The organism is Suicoccus acidiformans (genome assembly GCF_003546865.1).
Lineage (GTDB): Bacteria > Bacillota > Bacilli > Lactobacillales > Aerococcaceae > Suicoccus > Suicoccus acidiformans.
On sequence record NZ_CP023434.1, the window covers coordinates 2,357,515 to 2,373,038 of the forward strand.

Consider the following 15,524-nt stretch of genomic DNA (forward strand, 5'->3'; position numbering starts at 1 on the left):
TAAAAGAGCCAAGTGACCCCTAAGACGGTCACTTGGCTCTTTGTCTAGAATTACTACATGCCTTTAATTAAATGATATAACGTCTTAACATGGACACCGGTAGCCCCTTTCTCGTATAAGCCTTGTGGCTTAGATAAGTAGGCCGTGCCTGCGATATCCATATGAACCCAAGGGGTCTCTTCAACGAAAGGTTCGATAAACTGTCCGGCAGTAATCGTTCCAGCCAAACGTCCGCCTGTATTCTTTAAATCAGCAATGTCTGATTTAAAGGATTCCCGGTAAACGTCATCATTAGGCAGTTCCCAGACCTTCTCATTAGCATGTTTGGCTGCCGCTTGCAAGCTGGCAAGTGCTTCTTCATTATTGGTAACAAGAGCCGTATATGTTTCGCCTAAAGCAACTAAGGCTGCCCCGGTTAAGGTGGCTAAATCAATGAGAAGTTTAGGCTGGTAAACATCTGCCCCATAATGGACGGCGTCTGCTAAGGTAAGGCGGCCTTCAGCGTCCGTATTATCCACCTCAATTGTCATACCGTTTCGGGCCGTAATCACTTCACCCGGCTTGTAGGCCTTACCTGATACCGCATTCTCTGTTGCTGCAACAATACCTATAACATTCTGCTTTAAGCCGTTGAAAGCAATCGCACGCATGGCACCTATCACCGTGCCGGCCCCACCCATATCTGAATGCATGGTAGACATGCTAGCTGATGGCTTAAGCGAATATCCACCTGTATCGTAAGTAATACCTTTGCCTACCAAGACTGTTGGTTGCTCATCTTCGGACCCGCCTTTGTACTCCATTAGGATAAAGCGTGGTTCTTCTTCTGAGCCTCTAGCCACTTCTAGGAAAGCCGTTAAGCCTTTCGCGCGAATGGCGTCGGGTCCATCAATCGATACTGATACGTCTGTGTCTTGAAATATTTCGCTGACACGCTCAGCTAAGTGCGCAGGTGTCAAGGTATTCGAACGTAAATTGACCAAGTCACGGCTAATTGCCTGGCTTTCAAGAAGGGTCAACCATTCCTGAACACTCTCCGCATACCTTGCGTAAGCTTCTGAGAAGTAAAGCGTTTCAATACCAGCTTTAGCCGTCTTCTGATAATAGGTAAAGCTATACTGACTTAAATATAAGGCCTCAATTGCTAAGCATACATATTCCTCGTCACTAAACGCCGTTGGATTGGCTGGCATGATAACTTTTGGAACTTCTTTAGATTTTAAGCTTTTGCCAGCTTGATAAAGCGCCTTTTGAAATGTGTTGGTGTCTAAATCAGCCTTCTTGCCAAGCCCAATCTGTATAGTATTATGCGTTTCATCAGCTAATAAGTCCCCCGACTTCCCCTGGAAGAAGAATCCGGTAGCCTCATCTTGATAGGCGAAATTGATTAGAATGCCTGTTCCTGCTTCAAATAGAATATTCATCGAATCATCCTTTCAAATATTGCAAATGTGTGTAGCTATAGGATAACATATTTTTAGGTTTGCCGAAAACAAAAGACACATATATCTTACAAATTGCGGTTAAATCTTTATGGCTTGAGGTGATATTTCGAAGCACAGGACCTTTATTTCAGCAATTCTCCTTCAGCGAGCCTTATTCCGGCCAGAAAACTCTCACTAAATTTGCCGGATCCTCTTAAATATACTTTGCCAAATTCATCAATCAGCCCATGAAACTCTTGCGCTTCGGCTAAATTAAAAGCTGAGTTCAGCGTAAGACGTTCTTGTAAATCCTTATACTTAGGAAAGATTACACCTGTTAATTGCGTAAACAAACGCCTAGCATAAGCATCCGATACAAAGGTTACCTGATCAAAGACATATAAGCGTAAGACGTCGGCCGTTTCCTCCCCAACCCCATGAAGACGCAATAACTCCTTGCGCAAGACTTGATCTTCTGGAAAGACGGCGTTCACCGCTTCAGGTTCAAAGGCAAAGGACTCATACCATTGGAAGAATTCCTGCAAACCTCGGGCCTTATTCTTAAAGAAGCCACTAGGCCGAATCAAGCCCTCTAATTCAGCCCTTGGCAGAGCAAGCAGCTGTTCTGGTTCAAAAGCCGTTGCTTTCTTCAATTGCGCCAAGGATAATTCAACATTATTCCAATTCGTATTCTGCGTGAGGAAAGCGCCGATAATTATTTCATCTTTCGAATCAGCTGGCCACCAACCTTGAGGGCCCATCTCTTGCAACATGTAACCATAGAGTTCCTTTAAATTCACTGTCATCTCGCTCAAAAAGCTACCCCTTTCTCGCTTCCATATCAAGCAATGCTCGTTTCAATGCTTGCCCTTCGCGGTAATTAGCTAAGGTGCCGTCTTTGGCGATGACTCGATGACACGGCACAACTATCAATAACGGATTCGACGCAACAGCTGAAGCGACTGCACGTACTGCTTTAGGACGACCCATGCCTAATGCAAGCGTAGAATATGAGACGGTCTCACCATAGGAAAGCTCCAATAAAGCTTGCCAAACTTCTTTCTGAAAAGGCGTCCCCTGAGCATCTAGTGGCAAGGCAAAGACCTGGCGTTCTCCGGCGAAATATTGCCTTAATTGCTCAACATAAAGCGCCATCGTGTCCACATCTTCTTGTAGATGAATCTTAGGATGCTGTGCCTGCCACCTGTCAAAACTAGCCCGCAAGCCAATAAAGGCCAGTCCGATAGGTGAAGCAACTAGATAGAATGTTAAGCCTTCATGGACTAAGGTCGCATAGTGGTACACTGGAATCACTCCTCTGATAAACATACACATAGCAAACTCTGCCAACTATTCAGGCTGTTACTGCTCAAAAATAAACTTCCGATACTCACTTAAGCATCTGTTTCACAGTATAAATCAAGCGTCATTGTGTATATTCTTTATCAATCACTTTTGCCAATAATTAGTTAAAGAATCGAATACACAACCAGCCCTATAATCCCCGTAATAATAATGATATAAGTCGGATCCAACTTAAATCGTCGCAAAAGAAATAAGGACACAAGAAAGATAGCGACTGAGACGCCATTCAAATGACCTAGTTGAATCACTGGCTCGCCTGAACCAAAGAAGGCCGTAAGAATAATGGAGAAACCAGCGGAAGCAATGAGGGCTACCACTGCCGGACGCATGGCTGTGACAACCCCTTGCACTAGGGCAAGGTTCTGGTATTTAAAGTAGAAATAAGCCAGGGCCAGCACAATAATTAAGGATGGCAAGCAGACACCGATGGTAGCAACGATACCGCCCGGCACCCCAAGCAGTTGATTCCCCACAAAGGTTGCCGCATTAATGGCAATGGGACCCGGGGTCATCTGCGAGATGGTGATAATATCGGTAAATTGCTGGGCAGTCATCCAACCATATTGATCTACAATAATCTGATCAATCATCGGCAGGACAGCGTATCCCCCACCAAAACTCAAGAGGCCAATGCGAAAGAAAGCCCAAATAAGTTGCAAGTAAATCATTCAATCTCACCCCTTTGAATACGGATAAAAGTTTGGATAAAACCTATCACCGCTGCCATTAATAACAACCACACCACATTAACTTGGTAGAAAATCGCTAGAAGTAACGAGAGAAGCAAGACAATAATGTTCACAATATTGCCTTGCTTGATAATTCCAGCCGCCATATCAAACACCACATTAAGAATAATCGCAGCAATGCCTGCTTCCATCCCTAACATCACATAACCTACATAAGCATTATCACGAATGGCATTATAAATATAGGTCACAATTGTCATAATGATAAGCGGTGGGAACATTGTCCCTAAAGCTGTCACCAAAGCTCCATAAAGTCCGGCAACCCGGTAACCTACCATAATTGAAGCATTCATCGCAATCGGACCCGGCGCGGATTGTGCAATCGCAACTAAGTCCAACATCTCATCCCGCTCAATCCAACCCAACTCATCACAGAACCGTTTCTGCATCATCGGGACGATGACATATCCTCCGCCAAAGGTAAACATACTGATGCGGAAAGTCGATTTAAATAATTCCCAAAGTACTGCTTTCTCCCTAGTCATAGCTTCTCCTTTACAATCTACGTGCATGCATTAATTCGTCGAACCCTTTTTGAAGGTAGCTTACAGATTCTTGCATTCGATTCCAATTTCTTTCTAGCGTTACCAAGTAGAACTTTTGTTGCATTGTCATATCTTCAATAAATACTTGACTGAGCTTCCCTGCAGCCAACTCTTCTTCGATCGACACCCGGTAAAAGAAACCTAAGTAATCTCTTTGCATGACCATCCGTTTGGCAATTTCAATGTGGCCGATCATTTGCACATCATTAGCTTCCAAAAGGTTTGCGGAAACAGATTTTAACCATTTATCAATCGCATGATTAATTCCTGACCCTGGTTCACGCATGACAAATACTTCTTCTTGCAACTGCTGAAGGGGCACTTTCTGTTGGGCGAGGAAGTGATGCATGGAACAAGCTAAGACAATCTCATCCTGGTAAACCTCAACAGCATGGATGCTCTCATCTTCAAGTGGCTCTGCGGTCAGCAGTAAGACATCTAAGTCGTAATTACTTAATTTGTCCAACAAGGCTTGTTGGGTATCAATCGTCAACTCAATATGCTTTAAATTCATCCCCGTTTGCAAGAGAATGTCGGGCAATAGGTAGTTACCAATCGTAAAGCTTGCACCTATCCGTAAATCGGCATCCACTTGCGCTAACTGCTGCTTTAGACTGTGGACCTCATGGTTTATTCGTCCCAGATGAACTAAGAGAATTTGCCCTGCTTGAGTGAGCTTAAGGTTATTGCGCGTATCATAATAGAATAATTTTACATCTAAATCCCGCTCAATTCGCTGAATATGCTTGCTGACAGTCGGTTGGGTAACGTTTAAATGCTCGGCCGCCTGTGTATAATTCATATCCTTACACAGTTGCAGAAAACTTGCATACTTGACATCTAACAATTCGCTCAACCTCCTGTCACACTTTATAATAAGCTTTTAATTCGAGTTTACAGGAATTCCTTCCCCATGTAAAATTCCATTTCAGCATAGGTCCATGCTCTAGGCGAATAAAAAAAGAGTCGTCACATCCTTGGACAACCCTTCTAATACTACTTTACATATTGAAATGATAAGAAACTTCAACGAGTTGAGCTGACAAAGGCCGATCGTAATGGTAGTTGCCTGTAAGCAACATAAATTCCTCCGTCGCGTCAATCACATTCCCATTCATATTCAATGAGTCCCGTTGCAAGGCACCTTGCTCTTGAGCTAGAAATTCACCAGCTTGGCCATTGATTTCTCCTTTGAAATGGAGGAAACCGCGAACATACTGCAAAGCTACCTCCCCATCTTCCTCTTCTACACCGTACATCAAATACATGCCCTGTGCGGTGCCTTGAATCTTCTCCCCTTGAATATCATACAGAACCGTCCAAACATCCGCTGAACGAGCCTGAATCGGCCCTTGATGCTTATCCCGGTGTTCTGCTTTAACATGTGCACGTGCCTTACCTTGCATAACTACTCTTCCTCTCTAACATAATGATACGCATTCCGGTCAGTTCCGTCGCGTACTTGAATTACACCACAATACGCAAAGCCAAGTTTCTCAATAATGTAACGCATGGGCTTATTCTGCTTATGCGTATCAATGCGAATATTATCGTAATGTTCCATGACCCATTCAATACACTTAGTTCCAATACCAGGTGCAAGACCATTTGAAGCGATACGGTGAATGGTTACATATGGCTCTTCATTAAGCCAAGCGCCCGCTATATTCTCATAATACGGATCAGGTTCTTCCTGCAAGAAAAAAGTTCCCAGAAGCGTGCCAGCTGCAAGATCCGCTTCCGCTTCATTAGCATAGGCCACATAACTACCTCCAGCTTCAATATCTTGATGAATATCTGTCGCACCTGGATAATCATCTGGCCACTGCACAATCCCACTCTGACTACGCTGCAGTTGGCGCCCATATTCAATTATTTCGAGCACCTCAGCCATATCCTCTAAGCTTGTCTTACGAATTTCCATTTGCTTCACCCCTTCACTTTCTTTCCAATATCATACCTTATCCTACACGCTCCAACAACTCAAACCCATTCTCGAGAACCAACAAGTCGCATACTCAATCGAAATAAATTTGAATTTCCCTGTAAGATTGATATAATTTAGAAGAACGATTAATGAATAAATTATGAGGTGTAAGCAAATGATAGAATCCATGCAGAAAATTAGCCCTGATCGCGCTACATTACTGGCTGAACAATACCAAGACGATAAAAAACAAAAGTTCATTGTCTATAACATTCGCCGTCGCAGTTACATTCTTCACAGCCCTTATCGCTACTACTTCCGCTTCACTCGCCGTCAATCCGTTTGGAATACGCCTGTTGTGAATATCGAAGATATTGCTGATGGCAACGAATCCACTCAAGCATTAGCTGAGAAAATTACTGCAGCTGTCAATCAACATGTAGAAGATACCCTATCTTTCAAACTCAAACGAGAATTTACGCTAGAAGATTCGCGTGTCATGCTTGAATACTATTTCGATGGTAAATGCTACTTAGCTTATTATGATTATTACTTAGGTCGAGTTTGCCTCATCAAGGAACGTGATAAATCAGACGACTTTGGTACCATGATTGGTGAACGCTATTACTTTATTGATGACTTACATAATGTCATCCAATACAAACTTGGCTTAGGCGAGGACTTCATCCATGGATTTATTGAACACTTAACAAGTAATGAGAAAGTTGAAGAATTCGACGGCTTCGAGGAACTCAACACAGCCGTTCATGAATACATGACTGAAGAAATCAACTCCCTCGAGAATCAAATTGCCGAAGCATAAACGTCAAAAGCGAAGCATCCCAACATTTAAGTTAGGATGCTTCGCTTTTTATAATGCTTCAAAGGGATCCGGTTCATAATCCACCTTCCACAGATACAAACCTTCTGGGGCAGCCGTTGGACCCGCTTGGTTACGGTCCTTTACCTCTAATAGGCGCTTCATCTCAGAAACCGGCTTCAGGCCATCCCCTATCTGCAAGCAAGTACCGACAATAATACGAATCATATTATATAAGAAACCGTCCCCATAGAAATCAAAACGCAATTCATTGGCCCTCGCGTCATAGTTAACCTCAGCCTGATGCAAAGTGCGTACCTTATCTACTTTATCAGTATGTGTAGAACAAAAGCTGGTAAAATCATGTCGTCCGACAAGTATCGCCAAGGCTTCTTGCATATCCGGTAAAGAGATTCGGTATGGGTGATGTGTGGTGTAAAGTCGCTTAAAGGGATCCGGGTGCTGATTCAAATCAACCCGGTAGAAATAATGCTTTCCCACAGCACTATATCTGGCATGGAAACTATCGCTAACTTCAATCGCCTGAATCACTCGAATTGACGGGTCTAGTAAGCTATTTAAGGCTCGCGTTAAAGCCTGAGGCGGAATGGCACTCGGATAGTCGAAATGGACGACTTGGCCTAAAGCATGAACACCTGAATCGGTTCGACCTGAACTTGCGGTCGGAATATGTTCTTCTGCAGGTAATTTAGCCATTGTCTGCAAGGCTTTCTCTAAGGCAGCTTGAATACTCGGCCCATTGGGTTGCACTTGGTAACCCACATAATGGGTTCCGTCGTATTCCATCTTGATTGCGTAGCGTGTCATGCAAGCCTCTCCCTTTAAATATAATTACGAATGCCGAAAATTACCACAGTCAGAACCAGTAAACCGAGCACAAGGACCGTATCTCCCTTGTGGAAACTCAATTGCCGGTATTTTGTTCGACCTTCCCCTCCGCGGTAGCCGCGAGCCTCCATCGCAGTGGCCATTTCTTCCGCACGATTAAAGGCACTGACAAAAAGAGGCACAAGAATCGGAATAATCGCTTGAATACGTTGGATAAACGAGCCTTGATTAAACTCAACACCGCGCGCTCTTTGCGCATTCATAATTTTCTGCGCTTCATCCATTAAGGTCGGTACATATCGCAAGGCAATGGATAACATCAAGGCAATCTCATGGGAAGGAAAGCCGAAGCGACTCAAGGGGCGCAACAAATGCTCAATCCCATCGGTCAATTCTAAAGGAGCCGTGGTTAAGGTTAATAAGGTAGATATCATAATCACCAAGACCAGTCGAATAAAGATAAATACCGCATTCCTCAGCCCTTCAGAAGTGACCTGCAGAATTCCCCAACTAAAGTACACTTCACCACCTTGGGAGAAGAACACTTGAAACAAGACGGTAAAGAGAATTAAGCCAATCATCGGCCGAATTCCTTTGAGAAAGAAGCTCAAATCAATTCCACTTAGGCGAATCAGTATAAAGACGACTGCCGTTAATAGCAAGTACGCTAGCCAATGATTTGCTAGTAGAATAAGGAAAATAAAATAAATCGTCCCCAAGAGTTTCGCTCGAGGGTCAAGGCGATGGATCCAAGAATTCCCTTGAATATAGCGGCCAATCAGTAATTTATCAAACATCGCCCATCCCTCCCTTCAAGTCTGCTTGCATGGCTAAGAGAATATCAGCCAATTCCTCAACATTTAATGGCGCCTCTGTCACAGGATAGCTTATGCCGCTTTCCTCTAATAATCGCTCCAGAAAATCCATTGATTTCGGCAAGGTTAGATGATGTTCCTTAAGCCAAGCTGTATCGGCAAAGACCTCTTTGGGTGAGCCAACTTTATGAATCTGACCTTGGTCCATGACAATAACGTAATCAGCATAATTGGCCACGTCTTCCATCTGATGGGTCACCAGAACTAAGGTCAAATCCTGCTCTGCTTGAAGTCGCATAAATAATTCCATCATTTGGTGATGACCCATCGGATCCAAGCCCGCTGTGGGCTCATCTAAGACTAAGACACTTGGCTCTAATGCTAGCACACCAGCAATCGCCACCCGACGCATCTGGCCACCACTCAAATCAAAGGGTGATCGTTGGAATAACGACTCATGAATTCCGACTTCTAATAGCATGTGCCGGGCTACTTCTTCGGCCTCCTCTGGACTGGCCCCGAAGTTAAGGGGGCCAAACATAACGTCTTTTAAGACCGTCTCTTCAAAGAGTTGAGCTTCAGGAAATTGGAAGACAACCCCCACTTGCTTGCGTAAATCCTTCAAAGATTGACTGTCCTGCCCTGAAGTAATGGTATAATCTCCCAAGGTAACTTGCCCGGCTGTAGGCCTTAAAAGGACGTTTAAATGCTGGATTAAGGTTGATTTCCCGGAGCCGGTATGGCCGACAATTGCTGTCACCTTACCCGTGTGAATAGATACATTAATCTGCTTTAATGCTTGATACTCCAGCGGTGTCCCCACATTATAAGCATAGCTTACATCTTGGAATATAATTTGCTTAACCACTGCAGTAAATCCTCCTCATCCAAATACGTCTCCGGAACAGCAAAGCCCCTTGTTGATAATGCTTTTTGTAATTTTTGGGAGAAGGGGACATCTAAGCCCATGCCCATTAACTCTTCACCCATCAAGAAAATCTCTTCCGGTGGGGCAATCTTAACCAGTTGTCCCTGATTCATTACAAAAATGCGGTCTGCTTCAGCCGCTTCATCAAGGTCATGCGTAATTGAAATAACAGTTAAGTTATAGCGTTCCTTCAAGCGTTCAATCGCTTCTATCACTTCATAGCGACCCATCGGATCTAACATCGCGGTCGCTTCGTCCATAATAATGACGTCTGGGCGTAAGGCAATAATCCCTGCAAGGGCCACTCTTTGCTTCTGACCGCCCGAAAGCTTGGCAGGTTCATGCTGCTTATACGCTTGCATATTCACTTCTTCAAGTGCATGCTCTACCCGCTCAATCATCTCTGGTCGCGGTACGCCGAGATTCTCCATGCCGAAAGCAACATCATCTTCAACCGTCGCGCCAACAAATTGGTTATCAGGGTTTTGAAAGACCATGCCTACACTCTGGCGTACATTCCAAACAGTTTCCTCGTTTAGTGTTTCTCCCTTGACTTGAATTGTCCCGGAATGAGGGGCAAGTAGACCATTCATAATCTTAGCTAAGGTAGATTTGCCTGAGCCATTCGGCCCAATCATAGCAATCCATTCCCCTTGCTCAATTGCAAAAGATATATTCGACAAAACATCTGCCTCATCAGGAGCATACTTAAAAGATACGCCACTGGCAGCAATAACTTCCCCCACCATCTCATCACTCCAATACATGATTTGAAACTTCTTCACATTGCAATCTATCTTACTAGACATCCTAGTAATTATACAATTAAATACCGGCTTTTCTTATACCTAAATACACCAGCACCCTGATGCATTTAAGTATAAAAAAAGCACTTTAACGATGTTAGCACAACGGTTGGAAGCTAACTTCCAACCGGAATGATATACATCATTCGTGCTAGAGCTAGACCACCCCTTAGGCAATCATAACGCTCTTCATCATAAAAGTGACCTAAAAACTACACTTGTCTTAAACTAACTCTAAAACCACCATTTCAGCAGCATCTCCGCGACGTGGTCCTTTTTTAAGGATACGGGTATAGCCACCATTGCGATCAGCATATTCTGCTGCATACGTATCGAATACGCGGTCTAATACACGTTCGATAACTACTTCATCATCTTCAATTCTTGCATCCGCAATTTCGAAGCGTAAGAAAGAAGCAGCTTTACGACGAGAAGCTAAATCGCCTTTTTTGCCAAGGGTGATCATCTTATCAACTAAGCGACGAACTTCTTTAGCGCGAGCTTCCGTTGTTTCGATTCTTCCGTTGATAATTACGTCCGTTGTTAAGTCACGTAGCATTGCTTTACGTTGTGAACTTGTGCGTCCTAATTTACGATATGCCATAATTTATCCTCCTTTATCTAGTGAACTAGTCATCATCTTTGAGACTAAGGTCAAGTTCAGCTAGTTTATTCTTGACTTCAGCTAGGGATTTACGTCCGAGGTTACGAACTTTCATCATCTCTGCTTCAGTCTTATTTGTTAACTCTTGAATCGTATTGATTCCAGCGCGTTTCAAACAGTTATAAGAGCGTACCGAAAGGTCTAGTTCTTCAATCGTCATGACTAGAACTTTCTCTTTCTCTGTCTCTTCTTTCTCAACCATGATCTCGACATCGCGAGCATCTTCGTTAAGATTAACAAAAACATTTAAGTGCTCAATTAAGATTTTCGCAGCTAAACTGAGGGACTTCTCTGGTGAAATTGATCCATCGGTCCAAATGTCCATTGTTAACTTATCGTATATATTTTGTTGACCAATACGGGTGTTTTCGACCGTATAATTGACCTTGTCAATCGGTGTATAAACAGAATCTACGGGAATGACACCAATTGGTAAATCATCAGCTTTATTATATTCACTACGTACATAACCTCGCCCATTGGATACATTCATCTGCATCGCTAATGTGGCACCTTCTGATAAAGTACAGATGTACAAATCAGGATTTAAGATTTCTAGTTCATTGTCATGAATAATATCAGCTGCGGTAACAGTTTTCGGTCCTGTTACATTAATTTCAACGATTTTATCTTCATCGGTATGAAGTTTCATCGCTAAATTCTTAAGGTTTAAAATGATTGTTGCGACATCTTCTACAACACCTTCAACAGTCGAAAATTCATGGAGGACTCCATCAATTTGTACCGTGGTAATTGCAGCCCCAGGTAAGGATGATAGAAGAATACGACGTAATGAGTTTCCAAGGGTAGTTCCATATCCACGCTCAAGTGGTTCAATGACTATCTTACCAAATTTTTCGTCATCACTAACTTCAATCGTTGTAATTTCAGGCTTTTCAATTTCGATCATTGATAACATGTTCCCCTTTCAAAACGTAATGATTCACTGATAATGTCATGCGTATTAAGCACAGCCTTTGCTGAGACAAAGAACATTATACGCGGCGACGCTTTGGAGGACGGCAACCGTTGTGAGGGATTGGTGTTACGTCACGAATTGCAGTAACATCTAATCCAGTTGCTTGAAGTGAACGAATTGCTGATTCACGACCTGAACCAGGACCTTTAACCGCTACTTCAACTGATTTCATTCCATGCTCCATTGCACCTTTTGCAGCAACTTCCGCAGCCATTTGAGCAGCAAATGGGGTAGATTTTCTTGATCCACGGAAGCCTAATGACCCTGCTGAAGACCATGCAATTGCATTTCCAGCTTCATCAGTAATCATTACAATCGTATTGTTAAACGTAGAGCGAATGTGTGCAACTCCACGCTCAACATTTTTTCTTACGCGACGACGTCTAGAACGAGTTGATTGTCTTGCCATATCTTTTCTTAACCTCCTTTATATTGCTTATCTAGTAACAGGCTTCTTAGCACCTTTACGTGTACGGGCATTGTTCTTAGTATTCTGTCCACGTACAGGTAAGTTGCGACGGTGACGCATACCACGGTATGAACCGATATCTTGAAGGCGTTTAATGTCCATGCTTACATCACGGCGTAAGTCACCTTCTACTTTGATTGAGTCAACGACACTACGGATACGGTCTAATTCATCGTTAGATAAATCTTTAACACGAGTATCTTCAGAAACATTTGCTTCTTTCAAGATATTCTGTGCAGTTGTTTTACCGATTCCATAGATGTATGTTAATGAAATTACCACACGTTTATCGCGTGGAATATCAATCCCTGCAATACGAGCCATATATTTCCCTCCTTTATTTACCCTTAACCTTGGCGTTGTTTATGTTTTGGATTGCTGCAAATTACCATAACTTTACCGTTACGGCGGATAACTTTACAGTTTTCACAAATTGGTTTTACGGATGCTCTAACTTTCATGTTTCTCCTCCTCAGAACTTAAGTCTTATTTGAAACGATAGGTAATGCGTCCTCTTGATAAGTCATACGGAGACATTTCAATCGTTACGCGATCTCCTGGCAAAATACGGATGTAGTTCATACGAATTTTACCCGAGACATGAGCCAATATTTCATGGCCGTTTTCTAATTCTACTTTGAACATTGCATTCGGTAAAGTTTCAACTACTGTACCTTCAACTTCGATTACGTCATCTTTAGCCATTGCTTTTACCTCCTTATTTACCAGTAGATTGTTGTGAGGGGTCTACGATACTATTCACCTAATATATTACGAATCTCACGATAGACAGTTTCAATTGCTTGATCCCCATTGATTTTCGTCAATAGGTTCGCTGCTTCATAATGCTCTAGAATTGGACGAATAGAGTCCATTTGTAACTGGATACGATGGCCCACTTTCTCAGGTGTGTCATCTTCTCTTTGATGAAATTCAGTGTGTCCGCAGACATCACATACGCCACTGACTTTTGGCGGATTGTATACTTTGTGGTAAGTTGCGCCACAATTTGAACACATAATCCGTCCGCTTAGGCGTTCTTTTAAGATATCAGCGTCGACCTCAATATAGATAACATGATCTAAGTTTGAATCGATATCCGCTAGGTTAGCATCCAATGCCTCTGCTTGCGCAATAGTTCTCGGATAACCATCAAGTAAGAAGCCGTTGGCTTGTACGTCTGCTTCAGCTAAACGTTCTTTAACTAAACCATTTGTAATATCGTCTGGCACAAGGTCTCCGTTGTCTGTATAGCGTTTGGCTTCCAGACCTAATGGGGTTTCGTCTTTGATTGCCTTACGGAAGATGTCTCCCGTTGAGATATGAATCATATCGTAATCATTAGCAATCATTTCACTTTGAGTTCCCTTACCTGCACCAGGTAGACCCATTAATAAAATATTCATATGTATCTCCTAACTGTTCACTGTGCTAGTAGTAAAGAAAACCTTTATAGCGTCGTTTAATCATACGACCTTCGATTTGCTTAGCCGTTTCAATTGCTACCCCGACAACAATTAATAAGCTTGTCCCACTTAGTGACAAGGCTGTTGGAATATCCTTCCAAATCATCCCTGCAATAATTGGTGTAATAGCAATCACTGTTAAGTAAAGTGCCCCTACTCCACTCAACCGGTTAAGTAAATAAGTTAAGTAGTTTTCTGTATCTTTACCTGGACGAACACTTGGAATGTAACCGCCTTGTTTCTGTAAGTTTTCTGCGACTTTCTCAGGGTTTACTTGGATTAAAGCGTAGAAATAAGTAAAGGCAATCAGTAATACGGTGTAGAAGACTACGCCGATTGGGTCATTTAAGTTAAATAAACGCATAACCCATTGCAACCAAGTGGATGCTTTCTCTTGATCAATAAATGAGAAGATTGTCTGCGGTAAAGAAATAACAGATGTTGCGAAAATAACCGGGATCACACCCGCTGAATTAATTTTCAGTGGTAAATGAGCTGTATGCTTAGATCCTGAAATTTTCTTAGAGTAGTGAATTGGAATGCGTCTTTGGGCTTGTTCCATTAACACTACAATAATAATCGCAATTGCATATACCAGAACGATACCTAGAGCTATCAGTAAGCTGTTGCGTAAAGCAACCCCTTCAACGCCTTGAATATTCTGCTGGAAATATGCGTAAATCTCTTGAGGTACTTGCGCAACAATTCCGGCGAAGATAATCATGGAAGTTCCATTACCTACACCGTTACGTGTAATCTGCTCACCCATCCAGACTAATAGCATAGTTCCTGCTGTCAGAATTAGGGCAATCGATAAATATGTTGGCATACTTGGGTTAATCACCAGGCCTAAACCAGCCAGTTGATTAAAACCAAAGGCAAGTCCAAGTGATTGGATGAAGCCGATAATAATCGCTCCATATGTGGTTGCTTGATTCAGCTTACGCCGTCCCACTTCACCTTGCTTTGCCCACTCTGTAAATTTCGGAATTAAATCCATCTGTAAGAGTTGAACAATGATAGAGGATGTAATATAAGGTGATACACCCATCGCAAAGATAGAGAATCGTTGTAATGCTCCCCCACCAAATGTATTTAACAACCCTAGAATACCGCTTCTGCTGATTAATTGTAATGCTTCAGCATTGACACCCGGTACAGGAATGTGTGAACCTAACCGAAAGACAGCTAACATGAATAGTGTATAGAATATTCTGCGACGGACCTCACGTGTTGTAAATGCATTTTTAATAAAGGAAAACATTAAATCACCTCTACAGATCCACCTGCTTGAGTAATTGCTTCTTCAGCAGTTTTGGAGAACTTCGCAGCTTGAACAGTTAATTTCTTCTCGAGTGTTCCGTTACCAAGAACTTTTACTCCAGCAAGTTCATTCTTGATGATACCAGCTTCTTTTAACGTTTCAACATTAACTGTTGCACCGTCTTCAAAACGATTCAATGTTTCTAAGTTAACGATTGCGTATTCCTTACGGTTGATATTGTTAAAGCCTCGTTTAGGCAAACGACGCATTAATGGTGTTTGACCACCTTCAAAACCAACTTTCACTTTACCACCTGAACGTTGCTTTTGGCCTTTCTGACCGCGTCCAGCTGTCTTACCGTTGCCTGAACCAGATCCGCGACCTACACGGTTACGTGATTGACGTGATCCTTCGTTTGGCTTAAGTGTATGAAGTTTCATTCCTTCGCACCTCC

The 15,524-nt window shown here is 42.7% G+C and carries 22 protein-coding genes; 1 reads left to right on the forward strand and 21 read right to left on the reverse strand.

Features of this window, described 5'->3' with window-relative positions:
• Positions 1-53: 53 nt before the first annotated feature.
• From CL176_RS11090 to CL176_RS11125, 8 genes are all read right to left on the reverse strand, one after another.
• Positions 54-1,424, reverse strand: a complete 1,371-nt coding sequence (locus CL176_RS11090; protein WP_118991336.1) for a leucyl aminopeptidase — start codon at positions 1,422-1,424, stop codon at positions 54-56.
• Positions 1,425-1,567: 143 nt separating this feature from the next.
• Entirely contained in the window at positions 1,568-2,230 is a 663-nt protein-coding gene (locus CL176_RS11095) for an endonuclease III domain-containing protein (RefSeq protein WP_118991631.1), read from the reverse strand.
• A 13-nt stretch (positions 2,231-2,243) separates the two neighbouring features.
• Positions 2,244-2,729 carry a methylated-DNA--[protein]-cysteine S-methyltransferase gene (locus tag CL176_RS11100; RefSeq protein ID WP_205528113.1) on the reverse strand — a complete coding sequence of 162 codons (486 nt, stop codon included), beginning with the start codon at positions 2,727-2,729 and terminating at the stop codon, positions 2,244-2,246.
• 164 nt (positions 2,730-2,893) lie between these two features.
• Positions 2,894-3,457: a chromate transporter gene (locus tag CL176_RS11105; protein WP_118991338.1), complete on the reverse strand. Its 564-nt coding sequence runs from the start codon at positions 3,455-3,457 to the stop codon at positions 2,894-2,896.
• Complete coding sequence (locus tag CL176_RS11110) at positions 3,454-4,023, reverse strand: chromate transporter (RefSeq protein WP_118991339.1); 570 nt, start codon at positions 4,021-4,023, stop codon at positions 3,454-3,456. Before CL176_RS11110 ends, CL176_RS11105 begins: the two co-directional genes overlap by 4 nt.
• A 10-nt stretch (positions 4,024-4,033) precedes the next feature.
• Positions 4,034-4,930, reverse strand: a complete 897-nt coding sequence (locus tag CL176_RS11115; RefSeq protein WP_118991340.1) for a LysR family transcriptional regulator — start codon at positions 4,928-4,930, stop codon at positions 4,034-4,036.
• A 154-nt stretch (positions 4,931-5,084) separates the two neighbouring features.
• Positions 5,085-5,489, reverse strand: a complete 405-nt coding sequence (locus CL176_RS11120; protein ID WP_118991341.1) for a DUF3224 domain-containing protein — start codon at positions 5,487-5,489, stop codon at positions 5,085-5,087.
• A gap of 2 nt (positions 5,490-5,491) precedes the next feature.
• Positions 5,492-6,007, reverse strand: a complete 516-nt coding sequence (locus CL176_RS11125) for a GNAT family N-acetyltransferase (protein ID WP_118991342.1) — start codon at positions 6,005-6,007, stop codon at positions 5,492-5,494.
• 178 nt (positions 6,008-6,185) lie between these two features.
• Between CL176_RS11125 and CL176_RS11130 the strand changes: the two genes are divergently transcribed.
• Entirely contained in the window at positions 6,186-6,833 is a 648-nt protein-coding gene (locus tag CL176_RS11130; protein ID WP_118991343.1) for a hypothetical protein, read from the forward strand.
• Positions 6,834-6,881: 48 nt separating this feature from the next.
• Here the strand turns inward: CL176_RS11130 and truA are convergent, their stop codons facing one another.
• From truA to rplO, 13 genes are all read right to left on the reverse strand, one after another.
• A complete protein-coding gene (gene truA / locus CL176_RS11135) occupies positions 6,882-7,658 on the reverse strand; it encodes a tRNA pseudouridine(38-40) synthase TruA (protein WP_118991344.1) in 777 nt (258 codons plus the stop codon).
• A gap of 14 nt (positions 7,659-7,672) precedes the next feature.
• A complete protein-coding gene (locus CL176_RS11140; protein WP_118991345.1) occupies positions 7,673-8,476 on the reverse strand; it encodes an energy-coupling factor transporter transmembrane component T family protein in 804 nt (267 codons plus the stop codon).
• On the reverse strand, positions 8,469-9,362 hold the full coding sequence (locus CL176_RS11145; RefSeq protein WP_118991346.1) for an energy-coupling factor ABC transporter ATP-binding protein: 894 nt from the start codon (positions 9,360-9,362) through the stop codon (positions 8,469-8,471). The genes CL176_RS11140 and CL176_RS11145 overlap by 8 nt, the downstream gene beginning before the upstream one ends.
• The gene (locus CL176_RS11150) at positions 9,332-10,168 is read right to left on the reverse strand and encodes an energy-coupling factor ABC transporter ATP-binding protein (RefSeq protein WP_205528165.1); all 837 of its coding nucleotides are present in this window, start codon (positions 10,166-10,168) and stop codon (positions 9,332-9,334) included. The genes CL176_RS11145 and CL176_RS11150 overlap by 31 nt, the downstream gene beginning before the upstream one ends.
• Before the next feature lie 283 nt (positions 10,169-10,451).
• Positions 10,452-10,832 carry a 50S ribosomal protein L17 gene (gene rplQ / locus CL176_RS11155; protein WP_118991347.1) on the reverse strand — a complete coding sequence of 127 codons (381 nt, stop codon included), beginning with the start codon at positions 10,830-10,832 and terminating at the stop codon, positions 10,452-10,454.
• Positions 10,833-10,857: 25 nt separating this feature from the next.
• Positions 10,858-11,802 carry a DNA-directed RNA polymerase subunit alpha gene (locus CL176_RS11160; RefSeq protein WP_118991348.1) on the reverse strand — a complete coding sequence of 315 codons (945 nt, stop codon included), beginning with the start codon at positions 11,800-11,802 and terminating at the stop codon, positions 10,858-10,860.
• A gap of 85 nt (positions 11,803-11,887) precedes the next feature.
• Positions 11,888-12,280 carry a 30S ribosomal protein S11 gene (gene rpsK, locus CL176_RS11165; protein ID WP_118991349.1) on the reverse strand — a complete coding sequence of 131 codons (393 nt, stop codon included), beginning with the start codon at positions 12,278-12,280 and terminating at the stop codon, positions 11,888-11,890.
• Positions 12,281-12,307: 27 nt separating this feature from the next.
• On the reverse strand, positions 12,308-12,664 hold the full coding sequence (gene rpsM, locus CL176_RS11170) for a 30S ribosomal protein S13 (RefSeq protein WP_118991350.1): 357 nt from the start codon (positions 12,662-12,664) through the stop codon (positions 12,308-12,310).
• Positions 12,665-12,687: 23 nt separating this feature from the next.
• Positions 12,688-12,801, reverse strand: coding sequence for a 50S ribosomal protein L36 (rpmJ, locus tag CL176_RS11175; RefSeq protein ID WP_118991351.1), 114 nt, complete (start codon positions 12,799-12,801; stop codon positions 12,688-12,690).
• Between the two features lie 25 nt (positions 12,802-12,826).
• Positions 12,827-13,045, reverse strand: a complete 219-nt coding sequence (infA, locus tag CL176_RS11180; protein WP_118991352.1) for a translation initiation factor IF-1 — start codon at positions 13,043-13,045, stop codon at positions 12,827-12,829.
• A 50-nt stretch (positions 13,046-13,095) separates the two neighbouring features.
• On the reverse strand, positions 13,096-13,746 hold the full coding sequence (locus CL176_RS11185) for an adenylate kinase (protein WP_118991353.1): 651 nt from the start codon (positions 13,744-13,746) through the stop codon (positions 13,096-13,098).
• A gap of 25 nt (positions 13,747-13,771) precedes the next feature.
• Positions 13,772-15,070 carry a preprotein translocase subunit SecY gene (gene secY, locus CL176_RS11190; RefSeq protein ID WP_118991354.1) on the reverse strand — a complete coding sequence of 433 codons (1,299 nt, stop codon included), beginning with the start codon at positions 15,068-15,070 and terminating at the stop codon, positions 13,772-13,774.
• Positions 15,070-15,510, reverse strand: coding sequence for a 50S ribosomal protein L15 (gene rplO / locus CL176_RS11195; RefSeq protein WP_118991355.1), 441 nt, complete (start codon positions 15,508-15,510; stop codon positions 15,070-15,072). Before rplO ends, secY begins: the two co-directional genes overlap by 1 nt.
• Positions 15,511-15,524 lie beyond the last annotated feature (14 nt).

Coding starts and splice junctions, on each gene's coding strand:
- CL176_RS11090 (WP_118991336.1), bottom strand. CDS start 1,424: ATGAATATTCTATTTGAAGCAGGAACAGGCATTCTAATCAATTTCGCC.
- CL176_RS11095 (WP_118991631.1), bottom strand. CDS start 2,230: ATGACAGTGAATTTAAAGGAACTCTATGGTTACATGTTGCAAGAGATG.
- CL176_RS11105 (WP_118991338.1), bottom strand. CDS start 3,457: ATGATTTACTTGCAACTTATTTGGGCTTTCTTTCGCATTGGCCTCTTG.
- CL176_RS11110 (WP_118991339.1), bottom strand. CDS start 4,023: ATGACTAGGGAGAAAGCAGTACTTTGGGAATTATTTAAATCGACTTTC.
- CL176_RS11120 (WP_118991341.1), bottom strand. CDS start 5,489: ATGCAAGGTAAGGCACGTGCACATGTTAAAGCAGAACACCGGGATAAG.
- CL176_RS11125 (WP_118991342.1), bottom strand. CDS start 6,007: ATGGAAATTCGTAAGACAAGCTTAGAGGATATGGCTGAGGTGCTCGAA.
- CL176_RS11130 (WP_118991343.1), top strand. CDS start 6,186: ATGATAGAATCCATGCAGAAAATTAGCCCTGATCGCGCTACATTACTG.
- truA (WP_118991344.1), bottom strand. CDS start 7,658: ATGACACGCTACGCAATCAAGATGGAATACGACGGAACCCATTATGTG.
- CL176_RS11140 (WP_118991345.1), bottom strand. CDS start 8,476: ATGTTTGATAAATTACTGATTGGCCGCTATATTCAAGGGAATTCTTGG.
- rplQ (WP_118991347.1), bottom strand. CDS start 10,832: ATGGCATATCGTAAATTAGGACGCACAAGTTCACAACGTAAAGCAATG.
- CL176_RS11160 (WP_118991348.1), bottom strand. CDS start 11,802: ATGATCGAAATTGAAAAGCCTGAAATTACAACGATTGAAGTTAGTGAT.
- rpsK (WP_118991349.1), bottom strand. CDS start 12,280: ATGGCAAGACAATCAACTCGTTCTAGACGTCGTCGCGTAAGAAAAAAT.
- rpsM (WP_118991350.1), bottom strand. CDS start 12,664: ATGGCTCGTATTGCAGGGATTGATATTCCACGCGATAAACGTGTGGTA.
- rpmJ (WP_118991351.1), bottom strand. CDS start 12,801: ATGAAAGTTAGAGCATCCGTAAAACCAATTTGTGAAAACTGTAAAGTT.
- infA (WP_118991352.1), bottom strand. CDS start 13,045: ATGGCTAAAGATGACGTAATCGAAGTTGAAGGTACAGTAGTTGAAACT.
- CL176_RS11185 (WP_118991353.1), bottom strand. CDS start 13,746: ATGAATATTTTATTAATGGGTCTACCTGGTGCAGGTAAGGGAACTCAA.
- secY (WP_118991354.1), bottom strand. CDS start 15,070: ATGTTTTCCTTTATTAAAAATGCATTTACAACACGTGAGGTCCGTCGC.
- rplO (WP_118991355.1), bottom strand. CDS start 15,510: ATGAAACTTCATACACTTAAGCCAAACGAAGGATCACGTCAATCACGT.